The sequence below is a fragment of the Streptomyces sp. NPDC001219 genome (assembly GCF_053597915.1).
In genome coordinates this window covers 94,958-108,444 of record NZ_JBSFJF010000016.1, presented here as the reverse complement: position 1 = coordinate 108,444, position 13,487 = coordinate 94,958, and the positions used below count along the sequence as shown (strand labels likewise).

Annotated in this window: 12 protein-coding genes; 5 read left to right on the top strand and 7 right to left on the bottom strand. The window is 70.7% G+C overall.

The features are described 5' to 3' along the window. Positions 1 to 59: 59 nt before the first annotated feature. Both ACWC9R_RS13340 and ACWC9R_RS13335 read right to left on the bottom strand, forming a co-directional pair. Positions 60 to 440, bottom strand: a complete 381-nt coding sequence (locus ACWC9R_RS13340; protein ID WP_362612303.1) for a type 1 periplasmic-binding domain-containing protein — start codon at positions 438 to 440, stop codon at positions 60 to 62. A gap of 49 nt (positions 441 to 489) precedes the next feature. Further along, entirely contained in the window at positions 490 to 1,473 is a 984-nt protein-coding gene (locus ACWC9R_RS13335) for a heme o synthase (RefSeq protein ID WP_450731240.1), read from the bottom strand. Between the two features lie 484 nt (positions 1,474 to 1,957). Between ACWC9R_RS13335 and tkt the strand changes: the two genes are divergently transcribed. The 5 genes from tkt to pgl are packed head-to-tail and all read left to right on the top strand — an operon-like array spanning position 1,958 to position 8,550. Beyond that, complete coding sequence (tkt, locus tag ACWC9R_RS13330) at positions 1,958 to 4,060, top strand: transketolase (protein ID WP_450731238.1); 2,103 nt, start codon at positions 1,958 to 1,960, stop codon at positions 4,058 to 4,060. A gap of 34 nt (positions 4,061 to 4,094) precedes the next feature. After that, complete coding sequence (tal, locus tag ACWC9R_RS13325) at positions 4,095 to 5,213, top strand: transaldolase (protein WP_450731236.1); 1,119 nt, start codon at positions 4,095 to 4,097, stop codon at positions 5,211 to 5,213. A 6-nt stretch (positions 5,214 to 5,219) separates the two neighbouring features. Further along, positions 5,220 to 6,752 carry a glucose-6-phosphate dehydrogenase gene (gene zwf / locus ACWC9R_RS13320; RefSeq protein WP_450731235.1) on the top strand — a complete coding sequence of 511 codons (1,533 nt, stop codon included), beginning with the start codon at positions 5,220 to 5,222 and terminating at the stop codon, positions 6,750 to 6,752. Then, positions 6,749 to 7,771: a glucose-6-phosphate dehydrogenase assembly protein OpcA gene (gene opcA / locus ACWC9R_RS13315; RefSeq protein ID WP_450731233.1), complete on the top strand. Its 1,023-nt coding sequence runs from the start codon at positions 6,749 to 6,751 to the stop codon at positions 7,769 to 7,771. Before zwf ends, opcA begins: the two co-directional genes overlap by 4 nt. Then, positions 7,768 to 8,550 (top strand): 6-phosphogluconolactonase, encoded by a 783-nt coding sequence (pgl, locus tag ACWC9R_RS13310; RefSeq protein WP_450731231.1) that lies wholly within the window; start codon positions 7,768 to 7,770, stop codon positions 8,548 to 8,550. The genes opcA and pgl overlap by 4 nt, the downstream gene beginning before the upstream one ends. Positions 8,551 to 8,639: 89 nt before the next feature. Here the strand turns inward: pgl and pgi are convergent, their stop codons facing one another. The 5 genes from pgi to tpiA form a co-directional block, all read right to left on the bottom strand. Beyond that, on the bottom strand, positions 8,640 to 10,292 hold the full coding sequence (gene pgi, locus ACWC9R_RS13305; protein WP_450731288.1) for a glucose-6-phosphate isomerase: 1,653 nt from the start codon (positions 10,290 to 10,292) through the stop codon (positions 8,640 to 8,642). A gap of 57 nt (positions 10,293 to 10,349) precedes the next feature. Next, positions 10,350 to 11,633: an MFS transporter gene (locus tag ACWC9R_RS13300; protein ID WP_450731229.1), complete on the bottom strand. Its 1,284-nt coding sequence runs from the start codon at positions 11,631 to 11,633 to the stop codon at positions 10,350 to 10,352. Between the two features lie 207 nt (positions 11,634 to 11,840). Further along, positions 11,841 to 12,176, bottom strand: a complete 336-nt coding sequence (locus ACWC9R_RS13295; RefSeq protein ID WP_006606296.1) for an RNA polymerase-binding protein RbpA — start codon at positions 12,174 to 12,176, stop codon at positions 11,841 to 11,843. A 155-nt stretch (positions 12,177 to 12,331) separates the two neighbouring features. After that, positions 12,332 to 12,568: a preprotein translocase subunit SecG gene (gene secG / locus ACWC9R_RS13290; protein WP_362614367.1), complete on the bottom strand. Its 237-nt coding sequence runs from the start codon at positions 12,566 to 12,568 to the stop codon at positions 12,332 to 12,334. A 141-nt stretch (positions 12,569 to 12,709) separates the two neighbouring features. Continuing rightward, the gene (gene tpiA, locus ACWC9R_RS13285; RefSeq protein WP_450731227.1) at positions 12,710 to 13,486 is read right to left on the bottom strand and encodes a triose-phosphate isomerase; all 777 of its coding nucleotides are present in this window, start codon (positions 13,484 to 13,486) and stop codon (positions 12,710 to 12,712) included. Between the last annotated feature and the right edge of the window lies 1 nt (position 13,487).

Genomic DNA, 13,487 nt, shown 5'->3' with positions numbered 1-13,487 from the left:
GAGGTATCGGGCTCCGCTTCCGGCGTACGCTCCGGCGCACGGCGCCCGGTTACCGCCCGTCAGCCGTTGGACGGGCCGCCGACCTGGATGCCGGCCATCCGGGACCACTCGTAGGGGCCGGTGCGGACCTTGGCGGCGAGGTCGCCGTCGAAGTCGTCCTGGAGGGTGATTCCGGCCGCCGTGGCGGCGTCCTTGGCGGAGTCGAAGGAGTCCGCGACGAGGTTGCCCCACTCGCCGTTGGCGCCGACGAGGGCGATCCGTGTGCGGCCGCGGCCGAGGTGCGCGAGCTGGCCCTCGGCACTGCCGCCGTGGCTGTCGGCGAAGGCGCGGATCTGCTTGGCGAGCCTGGCCGTGCGCCGGCCGGTCCGCTTGTCGGCCGCCGTGCCGGCCGCCGCCTCCACCTGCTCTTCCGCCTGCTGGGTGTCTGCCATGAACAGCATGCTACCCGCGGGTACGGCCGTTTGTGAGGGTGATCCCCCACACCTCTTCTCAGCGGAGGAATGGGTCCACGGCGACGGCGACGAACAGCAGCGACACATAGGTGATGGACCAGTGGAACAGCCGCATCTCCTTGAGCTTGGCGCCCGTGATCCCGGCCTTCGCGCGGGCCTGGAGACCGTGCGCCTCCTTGAGCCAGAAGCCTCCGCAGACGAGGGCGACCGCGGTGTAGAACCAGCCGGTGTAGCCCAGCGGCTGGAGCAGCAGCGAGACCGCGACCATCACCCAGCTGTAGGCGACGATCTGCCGGGCGACCACCTTGTTGCCCGCGACGGCCGGCAGCATCGGCACCCCGACCCGCTCGTAGTCGTCCTTGACCTTCATCGACAGCGGCCAGTAGTGCGGCGGCGTCCAGAAGAAGATGACCAGGAAGAGGACGAACGAGGCCCAGGAGACGGTGTTCGTCACCGACGACCAGCCGATGAAGACCGGCATACAGCCCGCGATGCCGCCCCAGACGATGTTCTGGGAGGTGCGGCGCTTGAGGATCATCGTGTAAACGACGACGTAGAAAAGCAGCGCACCGAGCGACAGCATCGCCGACAGCGGGTTGACGAGGTACCAGAACCAGGCGGTGGAGCCGACCGCGAGGGCGGTGGCGAACACCAGGCACTCACGGGGGCTCACCATGCCGGTGATCAGCGGCCGCTGGGACGTGCGGTCCATCAGGGCGTCGATGTCGCGGTCCAGGTACATGTTGTAGGCCGCGGCGCCGCCGGCCGAGAGGTAGCCGCCGATACAGGTCGCCAGGACGAGCCACAGATCGGGGACGCCCTGGGCCGCCAGGAACATCACCGGCACGGTGGTCATCAGCAGCAGCTCGATGACCCTCGGCTTGGTCAGTGCCACGAACGCCTTGACGCGGGCCCCGAACGGCCGCTCACCGGGACCCCCCGGGACCTGGGAGAGCTCCCCCACCGGCTGGACGACGTGGGCGGTGCCCCCACCCGCTGGACGGGATTCGACGGCCGTCACGCACACCCCTGGAAGTAACATCAGCGGCCTCTGCCGCGGAAGAGATAAGGCATGCAAACCCTTCCGGCGGTGAAGACGCGGTAGAGGGCTTGCGCGTACCACGCCACTTTAGACGTTGGCCATACAGCGATCTTCGCGGGGGTGGGGTCGTGTTGGGCGCCGGGCGGGGGTGCCGCGGCGGCACCTTTCCCCCGGTGTCCGCCCGGCGTTCGGGAGGCGAACCCGACCACCTCCCGGCAGTCTGGTGCTAGGACCCGTCGTTCGGACCGGGCCCGGAGACCCTCGCATCGAAGACGGGAAGGCCAGATGTCCTGATTTCGCCGCCCGAAGCGGGCTGCGGCCGGGGCCGCACCGCACCGACTGAGCGCCGAAAACACCGACTGAGCGTCGAAAAGACGCACGCACTCGCGGGGGTAGGCTCGACACCGCCTGGCGGACATACCGTCCGCGGCATTCGACATGTGGAGAGGAGCCCTGACTCAGGGTGAGCACCAAGCCGACCACCACAGATCTCGAGTGGACCGAACTGGATCAGCGGGCAGTGGACACCGTCCGTGTCCTGGCCATGGATTCCGTGCAGAAGGTCGGTAACGGCCATCCCGGTACGGCCATGAGCCTGGCGCCGGCCGCCTACCTTCTCTTCCAGAAGCTGATGCGGCACGACCCGGCGGACGCGAACTGGACCGGCCGCGACCGGTTCGTCCTCTCCGCGGGCCACTCCAGCCTGACCCTCTACATCCAGCTCTACCTCGCCGGTTACGGCCTGGAGCTGGCCGACCTGGAGGCGTTCCGCACCTGGGGCTCGAAGACCCCGGGCCACCCCGAGTACGGCCACACCACCGGCGTGGAGACCACCACCGGCCCGCTGGGCCAGGGTGTCGCCAACGCGGTCGGCATGGCGATGGCATCGCGCTACGAGCGCGGGCTGTTCGACCCCGGCGCGGCGCAGGGCACCTCGCCCTTCGACCACACCATCTACTGCATCGCCGGTGACGGCTGCCTCCAGGAGGGCATCTCCGCCGAGGCGTCCTCCCTGGCGGGCCACCAGAAGCTCGGCAACCTCATCCTGCTGTGGGACGACAACCACATCTCCATCGAGGGTGACACCGAGACCGCGGTCTCCGAGGACACCCTCAAGCGCTACGAGGCCTACGGCTGGCACGTCCAGCGCGTCGAGCAGCTGCCCAACGGCGACCTGGACCCGGCCGCTCTCGCCCGTGCCCTGGACGCCGCCAAGGCCGAGACCGAGCGCCCGTCGTTCATCGCGATGCGCTCGATCATCGCCTGGCCCGCCCCGAACGCCCAGAACACCGAGGCCGCGCACGGCTCGGCGCTGGGTGACGAGGAGGTCGCGGCCACCAAGCGCGTGCTGGGCTTCGACCCGGAGAAGTCCTTCGACGTCACCGACGAGGTGCTCGCGCACACCCGCGCCGCCCTCGACCGCGGCCGCGACGCCAAGAAGGAGTGGGAGAAGTCCTTCGCCGACTGGCGCGCCGCCAACCCGGAGCGTGCCGCGGAGTTCGACCGGATCGCCGCGGGCGAGCTGCCCGCGGGCTGGGAGGAGCACCTCCCCGCCTTCGAGACCGGTAAGGCGGTGGCCACCCGCGCCGCGTCCGGCAAGGTGCTCCAGGCGCTCGGCACGGTCATCCCCGAGCTGTGGGGCGGCTCCGCCGACCTGGCGGGCTCGAACAACACCACGATCGACAAGACCTCGTCGTTCCTGCCCGAGGGCAACCCGCTGCCGGGTGCCGACCCGTACGGCCGCACGATCCACTTCGGTATCCGCGAGCACTCCATGGCCGCGGAGATGAACGGCATCGCGCTGCACGGCAACACCCGCATCTACGGCGGCACCTTCCTGGTGTTCTCCGACTACATGCGCAACGCCGTCCGGCTGTCCGCGCTGATGCACCTGCCGGTGACGTACGTGTGGACGCACGACTCCATCGGTCTGGGCGAGGACGGTCCGACCCACCAGCCCATCGAGCACCTCGCCTCGCTGCGCGCCATCCCGGGCCTCAACGTCGTGCGCCCGGCCGACGCCAACGAGACCGCGATCGCCTGGCGCGAGATCCTCCGGCGCTACACCAAGGAGTACGGCGTGGGCGCCCCGCACGGCCTCGCGCTGACCCGCCAGGGCGTGCCGACATACCCGGCCAACGAGGCCGCCGCCAAGGGCGGTTACGTCCTCTTCGAGGCCGCCGGCGCCGACGGGCAGGACACCGCGCCGCAGGTCGTGCTGATCGGTACCGGTTCCGAGGTGCAGCTCGCCGTCGAGGCGCGCGAGCAGCTGCAGGCCGAGGGCGTTCCCACCCGCGTGGTGTCGATGCCGTCGGTCGAGTGGTTCGACCAGCAGGACCAGGCCTACCGCGACAGTGTGCTGCCCCCGTCCGTCCGGGCCCGGGTCGCCGTCGAGGCCGGCATCGGTCTGACCTGGCACCGCTTCGTCGGTGACGCCGGGCGCATCGTCTCCCTGGAGCACTTCGGTGCCTCGGCCGACGGCAAGGTGCTCTTCCGCGAGTTCGGCTTCACCGCCGACGCGGTGGCCGCCGCCGCCCGGGAATCGCTCGAAGCCGCCGCGCGCTGACGCCCGTACACGACAAGTAGGAGATGCAGAACCCATGACAGACGCACTCAAGCGCCTCTCCGACGAGGGCGTGGCGATCTGGCTGGACGACCTGTCGCGCCAGCGCATCACGTCCGGCAACCTCGCCGAGCTGATCGACCAGCAGCACGTCGTCGGCGTCACGACCAACCCGTCGATCTTCCAGAAGGCCATCTCGGACGGCCACGGCTACGACCAGCAGGTCGCCGACCTCGCCGCCCGCAAGGTCACCGTCGAGGAAGCCATCCGCATGATCACGACGGCGGACGTCCGGGACGCCGCCGACATCCTGCGGCCGGTCTTCGACGCCACCGGCGGCCAGGACGGCCGGGTCTCCATCGAGGTCGACCCGCGCCTGGCGCACCGCACCACGCCCACCATCGCCGAGGCCAAGCAGCTGGCGTGGCTGGTGGACCGTCCGAACACGCTGATCAAGATCCCGGCCACCAAGGCGGGTCTGCCGGCGATCACCGAGGTCATCGGCCTCGGCATCAGCGTCAACGTCACGCTGATCTTCTCGCTGGAGCGCTACCGCGAGGTCATGGACGCCTACCTGGCGGGCCTGGAGAAGGCCAAGGAGGCGGGCCTGGACCTGTCCCTGATCCGCTCGGTGGCGTCGTTCTTCGTGTCCCGTGTGGACAGCGAGATCGACAAGCGCCTGGAGAAGCTCGGCACGGACGAGGCCAAGGCCCTCAAGGGCAAGGCCGCGCTGGCCAACGCCCGGCTGGCCTACGAGGCGTACGAGGAGGTCTTCTCCTCGGAGCGCTGGGCCGCGCTCGACAAGACCGGCGCCAACAAGCAGCGCCCGCTGTGGGCCTCGACCGGCGTCAAGGACCCCGCGTACAAGGACACCCTGTACGTCGACGAACTGGTCGCCCCGGGCACGGTCAACACCATGCCGGAGGCCACCCTGGAGGCCACCGGCGACCACGGTCGGATCACCGGTGACACCGTGCGCGGCGGCTACGGGGCGGCGCGCGCCGACCTGGAGGCCATCGCCCGGCTCGGGATCTCGTACGACGAGGTCGTCCAGCTGCTGGAGGACGAGGGCGTGGAGAAGTTCGAGGCGTCCTGGAACGACCTGCTCAAGTCCACGGAGGCGGAGCTCAAGCGCCTCGCTCCCTCGGAGGGCTGATCTCCCTTGACTGATTCCCACGGAGCCAACCCGCTCCGTGACGCCCTGGACCGACGGCTCCCGCGTATCGCGGGGCCGTCGGGCCTGGTGATCTTCGGCGTCACGGGCGATTTGTCCCGGAAAAAGCTGATGCCTGCCGTGTATGACCTCGCCAACCGGGGGCTGCTGCCGCCGGGCTTCTCGCTCGTCGGGTTCGCCCGCCGCGAGTGGGAGCACGAGGACTTCGCGCAGGAGGTGTACACGGCGGTCAAGGAGCACTCCCGTACGCCGTTCCGCGAGGAGGTCTGGCAGCAGCTGGTGCAGGGCTGCCGCTTCGTCCAGGGCAACTTCGACGACGACGAGGCCTTCGAGACGCTCAAGGAGACGATAAACGAGCTCGACAAGGCGCAGGGCACCGGCGGCAACTTCGCCTTCTACCTGTCCGTGCCGCCGAAGTTCTTCCCCAAGGTCGTCCAGCAGCTGAAGAAGCACGGGCTGGCCGAGCAGAAGGAGGACTCCTGGCGCCGCGCGGTCATCGAGAAGCCGTTCGGACACAACCTGGAGAGCGCCAAGGAGCTCAACCGGATCGTGCACGAGGTCTTCCCGCCGCACGAGGTCTTCCGGATCGACCACTACCTGGGCAAGGAGACGGTCCAGAACATCCTGGCGCTGCGCTTCGCCAACACGATGTTCGAGCCGCTGTGGAACCGCAGCTACGTCGACCACGTCCAGATCACGATGGCCGAGGACATCGGCATCGGCGGCCGGGCCGGCTACTACGACGGCATCGGCGCGGCCCGTGACGTCATCCAGAACCACCTGCTCCAGCTGCTCGCGCTGACCGCGATGGAGGAGCCCGCCTCCTTCGAGGCGGACGCGCTGGTCGCGGAGAAGACCAAGGTGCTGGGCGCGGTCCGGCTGCCCAAGGACCTCGGCAAGGAGACCGTCCGCGCGCAGTACGCGGCGGGCTGGCAGGGCGGCGAGAAGGCCGTCGGCTACCTCCAGGAAGACGGCATCGACCCCAGGTCGAAGACCGACACCTACGCCGCGATCAAGCTGTCGATCGACAACCGCCGCTGGGCGGGCGTCCCCTTCTACCTGCGCACCGGCAAGCGCCTGGGCCGCCGGGTCACCGAGATCGCGGTGGTCTTCCAGCGCGCTCCGCACTCCCCCTTCGACCACACCGCCACCGAGGAGCTGGGGCAGAACGCCCTGGTCATCCGGGTGCAGCCGGACGAGGGCGTCACCGTGCGGTTCGGCTCGAAGGTGCCGGGCACCTCGATGGAGGTACGGGACGTGTCGATGGACTTCGCGTACGGCGAGTCCTTCACCGAGTCCAGCCCGGAGGCGTACGAGCGCCTGATCCTCGATGTCCTCCTCGGCGACGCCAACCTCTTCCCGCGAGTGGAGGAGGTGGAGCGGTCCTGGCGCATCCTCGACCCGATCGAGGAGTACTGGGACCGGCACGGCAAGCCCGCGCAGTACCCGGCGGGTACCTGGGGCCCGGCCGAGGCGGACGAAATGCTCGCACGAGACGGACGGAGCTGGCGTCGGCCATGAAGATCGATCTGACGGAAACCACCTCCAGCAAGATCAACAAGGCGCTGGTGGAGGGCCGCCGCGCGGTGGGCACCCCGACCAGCGGCATGGTGCTCACCCTCGTCATCGTCACCGACGAGGAGAACGCCTACGACTCCCTGAAGGCGGCCAACGAGGCCTCCCGCGAGCACCCCTCGCGCACCCTCGTCGTCATCAAGCGGGTCAGCCGGTCGCCGCGCGACCGCGCCAAGGCCCGGCTGGACGCCGAGGTACGGGTCGGCACGGAGGCCGGCACCGGCGAGACGGTGCTGCTGCGGCTGTACGGCGAGGTCATCGACCACGCCCAGTCCGTGGTGCTGCCGCTGCTGCTGCCGGACGCCCCGGTCGTGGTCTGGTGGGCGGTGAACGCCCCGGCGGCACCCGCCCAGGACCCGCTCGGTGCGCTGGCCCAGCGCCGGGTCACCGACGCCTACGCCGACGAGCAGCCCATTCACGAGCTGTCCGCCCGCGCCGACACCTACACGCCCGGTGACACGGACCTGTCCTGGACCCGGATCACGCCGTGGCGCTCGATGCTGGCGGCGGCGCTCGACCAGGCGCCGTGCACGGTCACCTCGGCCGAGGTGACCGGCGAGGAGTTCAACCCCAGCTGTGAGCTGCTCGCCATGTGGCTGGCCGACCGGCTGAACATCCCGGTCACCCGCAAGGTGTCCGGCGGCCCCGGCCTGACGGCGGTCCGGATGGAGTCCAGCATCGGCGCGATCGTGCTGGACCGCCCGGACGGCTCGCTGGCCACGCTCTCCATGCACGGCCAGCCCGACCGCGCGGTGGCGCTCAAGCGGCGGGAAACCTCCGAGCTGCTCGCCGAGGAGCTGCGCCGGCTCGACCCGGACGAGATCTACGCCGCCGCGCTGAAGTTCGGTGTGGACCGGCTCGGTCACGGAAACGGCGCGCCGCCGGCCGCCGAGGAGAACACGGCCGAGAGCGGCCCCGCCAAGCCCGCGGCGAAGAAGCCCGCGAAGAAGGCGGCCGCCAAGTGAGTGCTCCGCAGGTGGTCGTCCACCGCGACAAGGAGCTGATGGCCAAGGCCGCGGCGGCCCGGCTGATCACGAAGATCGTGGACGCCCAGGCCGCCCGCGGCTCCGCCTCCGTGGTCCTGACCGGCGGGCGCAACGGCAACGGGCTGCTCGCGGCCCTCGCCGAGGCGCCCGCCCGGGACGCGGTGGACTGGTCCCGGCTCGACCTGTGGTGGGGCGACGAGCGGTTCGCACCGGACGGCGATCCGGAGCGCAACCACACCCAGGCCCGCGAGGTGCTGCTGGACAGCGTTCCGCTGGCCCCGTCCCGGGTGCACCCCATGCCCCCGTCGGACGGTCCGTACGGCAAGGACGCCGACGCCGCCGCCGAGGCGTACGCGGCCGAACTCGCCGCCGCCGCGGGCCCCGAGGACCACGGCCCGGTGCCGTCCTTCGACGTCCTGCTGCTGGGCGTCGGCCCGGACACCCATGTCGCCTCGCTCTTCCCGGAGCTGCCCGCGGTCTACGAGACGGACCGGACGGTGGTCGGGGTGCACGGCGCGCCGAAGCCGCCGCCCACCCGGGTCTCGCTGACCCTGCCGGCGATCCGCGCGGCGCGGGAGGTCTGGCTGCTGGCGGCCGGCGAGGACAAGGCCAACGCCGCGGCCATCGCCCTCTCCGGCGCCGGTGAGGTCCAGGCCCCGGCGGCCGGCGCACGGGGCCGCAGCCGGACCCTGTGGCTGCTGGACGAGGCGGCGGCGTCCCAGCTGCCGCGCGACCTCTACCCGCCGGCGTCGGCCTGAGGAACACCGCAGCAAGGCCGTGGGCCCCGCACCCTTCCCGGGTGCGGGGCCCACGGCGTCACCGCGACGCTCCGGCGGCGACCGGTCGATCAACGCCCGCGCAGCTGGCGGTACTTGGCGACCAGACCGGCCGTGGAGGCGTCGAGGCCCGGCACCTCGGCGCCCTCGGTCAGTGCCGGTTCGACGCGCTTGGCGAGGACCTTGCCCAGCTCCACGCCCCACTGGTCGAAGGAGTCGATGTTCCACACCGCGCCCTGGACGAACACCTTGTGCTCGTAGAGCGCGATCAACTGGCCCAGCACGGACGGGCTGAGCTCACCGGCCAGGACGGTCGTGGTGGGGCGGTTGCCCGGGAAGGTCTTGTGCGGCACCAGTTCCTCGGCCACGCCCTCGGCGCGTACCTCGTCCGGCGTCTTGCCGAAGGCCAGCGCCTGGCCCTGGGCGAAGAGGTTGGCCATCAGCAGGTCGTGCTGGGCGACCAGGCCCGGCTGGAGGTCGGCGACCGGCTCGGCGAAGCCGATGAGGTCGGCCGGGATCATCTTCGTGCCCTGGTGCAGGAGCTGGTAGTAGGCGTGCTGGCCGTTCGTCCCGGGCGTGCCCCAGACGACGGGCCCCGTCTGCCAGTTGACCCGGTTGCCCTGGCGGTCCACGGACTTGCCGTTGGACTCCATGTCCAGCTGCTGGAGATAGGCGGTGAACCGGGAGAGGTAGTGGCTGTAGGGCAGCACGGCGTGCGCCTGCGCGTCCCAGAAGTTGCCGTACCAGATGCCGAGCAGGCCCAGCAGCAGCGGGGCGTTCTCCTCCGGCGGGGCGGAGCAGAAGTGCTCGTCGACGAGGTGGAAGCCGGCCAGCATCTCGCGGAAGCGCTCCGGGCCGATCGCGATCATCAGCGACAGGCCGATCGCGGAGTCGAAGGAGTACCGGCCGCCGACCCAGTCCCAGAACTCGAACATGTTGTCCGTGTCGATGCCGAACTCCGCCACCTTCCCGGCGTTGGTCGACAGCGCCACGAAGTGCTTGGCGACGGCCTCTCCCCCGGCCCTCAGACCGGTCAGCAGCCAGTCGCGGGCCGAGGTGGCGTTGGTGATCGTCTCGATGGTGGTGAAGGTCTTCGAGGCGATGATGAACAGCGTCTCGGCCGGGTCCAGATCACGGACCGCCTCGTGCAGGTCGGCGCCGTCCACATTGGAGACGAAGCGGAACTGCATGTCCCGGTGGGTGAAGGCGCGCAGCGCCTCGTACGCCATCGCCGGACCCAGGTCCGAGCCGCCGATACCGATGTTGACGACGGTCTTGATGCGCTTGCCGGTGTGGCCCTTCCAGTCGCCGGAGCGGACCCGGTCGGCGAAGGTGCCCATCCTGGTCAGGACGTGCTGCACACCGGGGACGACGTTCTCGCCGTCGCTCGTGACGACCGCCGAGCCGGGCGCGCGCAGCGCGGTGTGCAGCACGGAGCGCCGTTCGGTGATGTTGATCTTCTCGCCGCGGAACATCGCGTCCCGCAGCCCGGCCACATCGGCCGCCGCGGCCAGCTCGCGCAGCAGCCCCAGCGTCTCGTCGGTGACCAGGTGCTTGGAGTAGTCCAGGTGCAGATCGCCGACCTGGAGGGTGTAGCGCTCGGCGCGCCCCGGGTCCCGCTCGAACAGCTCGCGCAGATGCACCTCCGCCAGCTGCTCACGGTGCTTGCCCAGCGCGGTCCACTCAGGCAGCTGATCGAGCCTGCTGCGGCCTTCTGCGTTCATCTCGGACATCAGCCTTCTTCATCTCGTACCGGCCCCGCCGTCTCCCAACCTAATTGATCAGGGCGCGGTGGGAGGTATCTGTCCGCTGTCGGACGGGGCGCCGTCGGTGGTCTGAAGAACAGGTGCCAGCGCGGCGGTGCCCAGGGCCAGTAGCGCGGCGGCCAGCAGCGCGGGGGCGTGGGGACCGTACGCCGTGGCGGCCGCGCCGCCGCACAGCGCGCCGAGCGGTGTCCCGGCGACGGAGACCGTACGGAAGGCGGAGCTGATCCGGCCGAGCATCCCGGCCGGGCTGCGCTGCTGTACGGCGGTGGTCTCCAGGACGTTCCACACCATCCCGGCGAAGCCGAACAGGCCCAGGAGCAGGGCCGCGAGCCAGACCGTACGCAGCGTCCCGAAGCCCGCCAGCGCCACGGTCTGGACCGCACCGGCGAGCAGCAGGGTGCGGCCCCTGCCCCCGGCCACGGCGATCGTCCGGTCCGCGAGAAGCCCGCCCAGAACCATCCCGATGCCGTAGCCGGTGGTCACCACGGCATACCCGAAGTCCCCGGCCCCCAGCCCGCCCTTGACGACCACCACCAGGGTCGCGATCAGCGCACCGATGCCCACATTGCCCAGCGCCACCGACACACAGAAGGCGCGCAGCACCCGGTCACGCCACAACTGCCGTATGCCCGCGCCGATTTCGCGCCGGACGGTGCGCCCGGCGGTGGCCGGCCCTCGTGGCGGCGGGGCGGTGCGCAGGGAGGCGACGAGGACGGCAGCGACGAGGTACGTCACCGCGTCGGCCAGGAACGGGAGGGCGGCGCCGAGCGCGAGGAGCACCGGTGCCAGCGGTCCGCCGAGGAACCGGCCGGCCAGCTCCTGACCGGTCATCAGCCGGGCGTTGGCGGCGGCCAGCGCCTCCTTGGGCACCACGGCGGGCAACAGGGCCGTGGCGGCGTTGTCGAACAGCGTCTGGAGGGTGGTGAGCGCGAAGGACAGCGCGAGCAGCAGCGCGATGCCCGCCCGGTCGAACGCCACGGCCAGCGCGAACCCGGCCATCAGCAGGCCGCGCAGCACGTCGACGGCCCACATCGCCCGCCGCGGGTCCACGCGGTCGGCCACCGCACCGCCCAGCAGCCCGAAGAGCAGCCAGGGGACGAAGCCGCAGGCCGTGACGAGCGAGATCAGCAGGGGGTCATCCGTCAGGGCGTAGGCGAGCAGCGGGAGCGCCGTGCCGCGCAGGGCGTCACCGAAGCGGGAGACGGCGGCGGCACCCCACAGCCGGCCGAAGCCGCCCCGGTGGGACCCGCCCGTGCCGGCCGCCGAGCCCGCCTTCGTCCCCGTTCCGCTGTCCGCCATGCCGCCCCCGTCCGCGTCGTTCGCGTACGGAAAACGGTACGGGCGACCACTGACAGTGGCCCTCGGGCAACGTCCCCATCCGCTACCTCAGATGCGGCCCCGGCCGGAGGACGGAGCGCGTACGGCCGAGGGGGGCACACACGCGGCCGGCCCGGCCGGAGGGGGTGTCCCCTCCGGCCGGGCCGGCCGAGAAAAAGTGCGGGTCCGTCAGATCTCACCGCGGAGCTTGGCGAGCGCCTCCGCGAGAATCGCCTCACCGTCCGCGTCACTGCGACGCTCGCGGACATAGGCGAGGTGGGTCTTGTACGGCTCGGTGCGCGGCGGGTCCGGCGGGCTGTCCCGGTCCTTGCCGGCCGGGAAACCACAGCGCGGGCAGTCCCAGGTGTCCGGAACCTGCGCATCGCCGGCGAAGCTGGGCTGCGTCTCGTGCCCGTTGGAGCACCAGAAGGAGATGCGGGTGCGCGGCGCGGACTCGCCGCGCTCGGCCTCCCCCATCGGCCCCGCCCCGACCCGACTTCCTCGGATCGCGTTGCCACTTGCCACGGTCGTAACTCCCTGCGTAATGGTGCTGCACAGCCTCTCGCAGCAGCTGCGCTGCGGAACGCCCCAGTCTACGTAAGGCCCAACGCGCGTCCAGTGGCTGGAGTTACCCGTCCGAGGACGCCTCCCTCATGATAGGCCGCACCTCCGACGCAGCGTCAGTTGCTGAGCTTCATCAGGATGCCGAGCACGACGATGCAGGCGAACCACAGCAGAGCCACCACGATGGTGATGCGGTCGAGGTTGCGCTCGGCGACCGAGGAGCCACCGACCGAGGACTGCATACCGCCGCCGAACATGTCGGACAGACCGCCGCCCTTCCCCTTGTGCATGAGCACCAGCATCATCAGCAGCAGGCTGAAGACGATGAGGGCGATCGAGAACCCGATGACCACGGCTGGACCAACTCTCTAGGACTGACGGACGGACGTATGGATCACGATATCCGCAACAAACGCTGCGGGGCCGGGGGCGGTGCCGCTGCACCGGTCCCGGCCCCGACAGGGTACGACGAGGGCTCCCCCTCGTCATAGCGGCTACTGGTCGCGGAAGCGGACGATCTTCACAAACTCTTCCGCGTCGAGGGCCGCGCCGCCGATCAGCGCGCCGTCGACGTCGGGCTGCGCCATGATCGCGGCGACGTTGCCGGACTTGACCGAGCCGCCGTACTGGATGCGGACCTTGTCGGCCAGCTCCTGGCTGTACAGCTCGGCGAGGCGGCCGCGGATCGCACCGCAGACCTCCTGCGCGTCCTCGGGGGTGGCGACCTCGCCGGTGCCGATGGCCCACACCGGCTCGTAGGCGATCACCACGGTCTCGGCCTGCTCGGCCGGGACGTCCGCCAGACCGCCGTCGACCTGGGCGAGGGTGTGCGCGACCTGGTTGCCGGCCTTGCGGACGTCCAGGCCCTCGCCGACGCACAGGATCGGGGTGATGCCGTTCTTGAAGGCGGCCTTGACCTTGGCGTTGCAGATCTCCTCGTTCTCGCCGTGGTACTGGCGGCGCTCGCTGTGGCCGACGGCCACGTACGCGCACTTCAGCTTGGCGAGCATCGGGCCGGAGATCTCACCGGTGTAGGCGCCGGAGTCGTGCGCGGAGATGTCCTGGGCGCCGTACTTGATCTTGAGCTTGTCGCCGTCGACCAGCGTCTGCACCGACCGCAGATCGGTGAAGGGCGTCAGGACCGCGACCTCTACGGCGTCGAAGTCCTTGTCGGCGAGGGCGAAGGCGAGCTTCTGGACGTGGGCGATGGCCTCGAGGTGGTTGAGGTTCATCTTCCAGTTGCCCGCCATCAGCGGGGTGCGGTCAGTCACG

What these genes read in the sequence shown, in the direction of transcription:
- ACWC9R_RS13340 (WP_362612303.1), bottom strand. Translation starts at nt 440, where the DNA reads ATGCTGTTCATGGCAGACACCCAGCAGGCGGAAGAGCAGGTGGAGGCG.
- tal (WP_450731236.1), top strand. Translation starts at nt 4,095, where the DNA reads ATGACAGACGCACTCAAGCGCCTCTCCGACGAGGGCGTGGCGATCTGG.
- opcA (WP_450731233.1), top strand. Translation starts at nt 6,749, where the DNA reads ATGAAGATCGATCTGACGGAAACCACCTCCAGCAAGATCAACAAGGCG.
- pgi (WP_450731288.1), bottom strand. Translation starts at nt 10,292, where the DNA reads ATGAACGCAGAAGGCCGCAGCAGGCTCGATCAGCTGCCTGAGTGGACC.
- ACWC9R_RS13300 (WP_450731229.1), bottom strand. Translation starts at nt 11,633, where the DNA reads ATGGCGGACAGCGGAACGGGGACGAAGGCGGGCTCGGCGGCCGGCACG.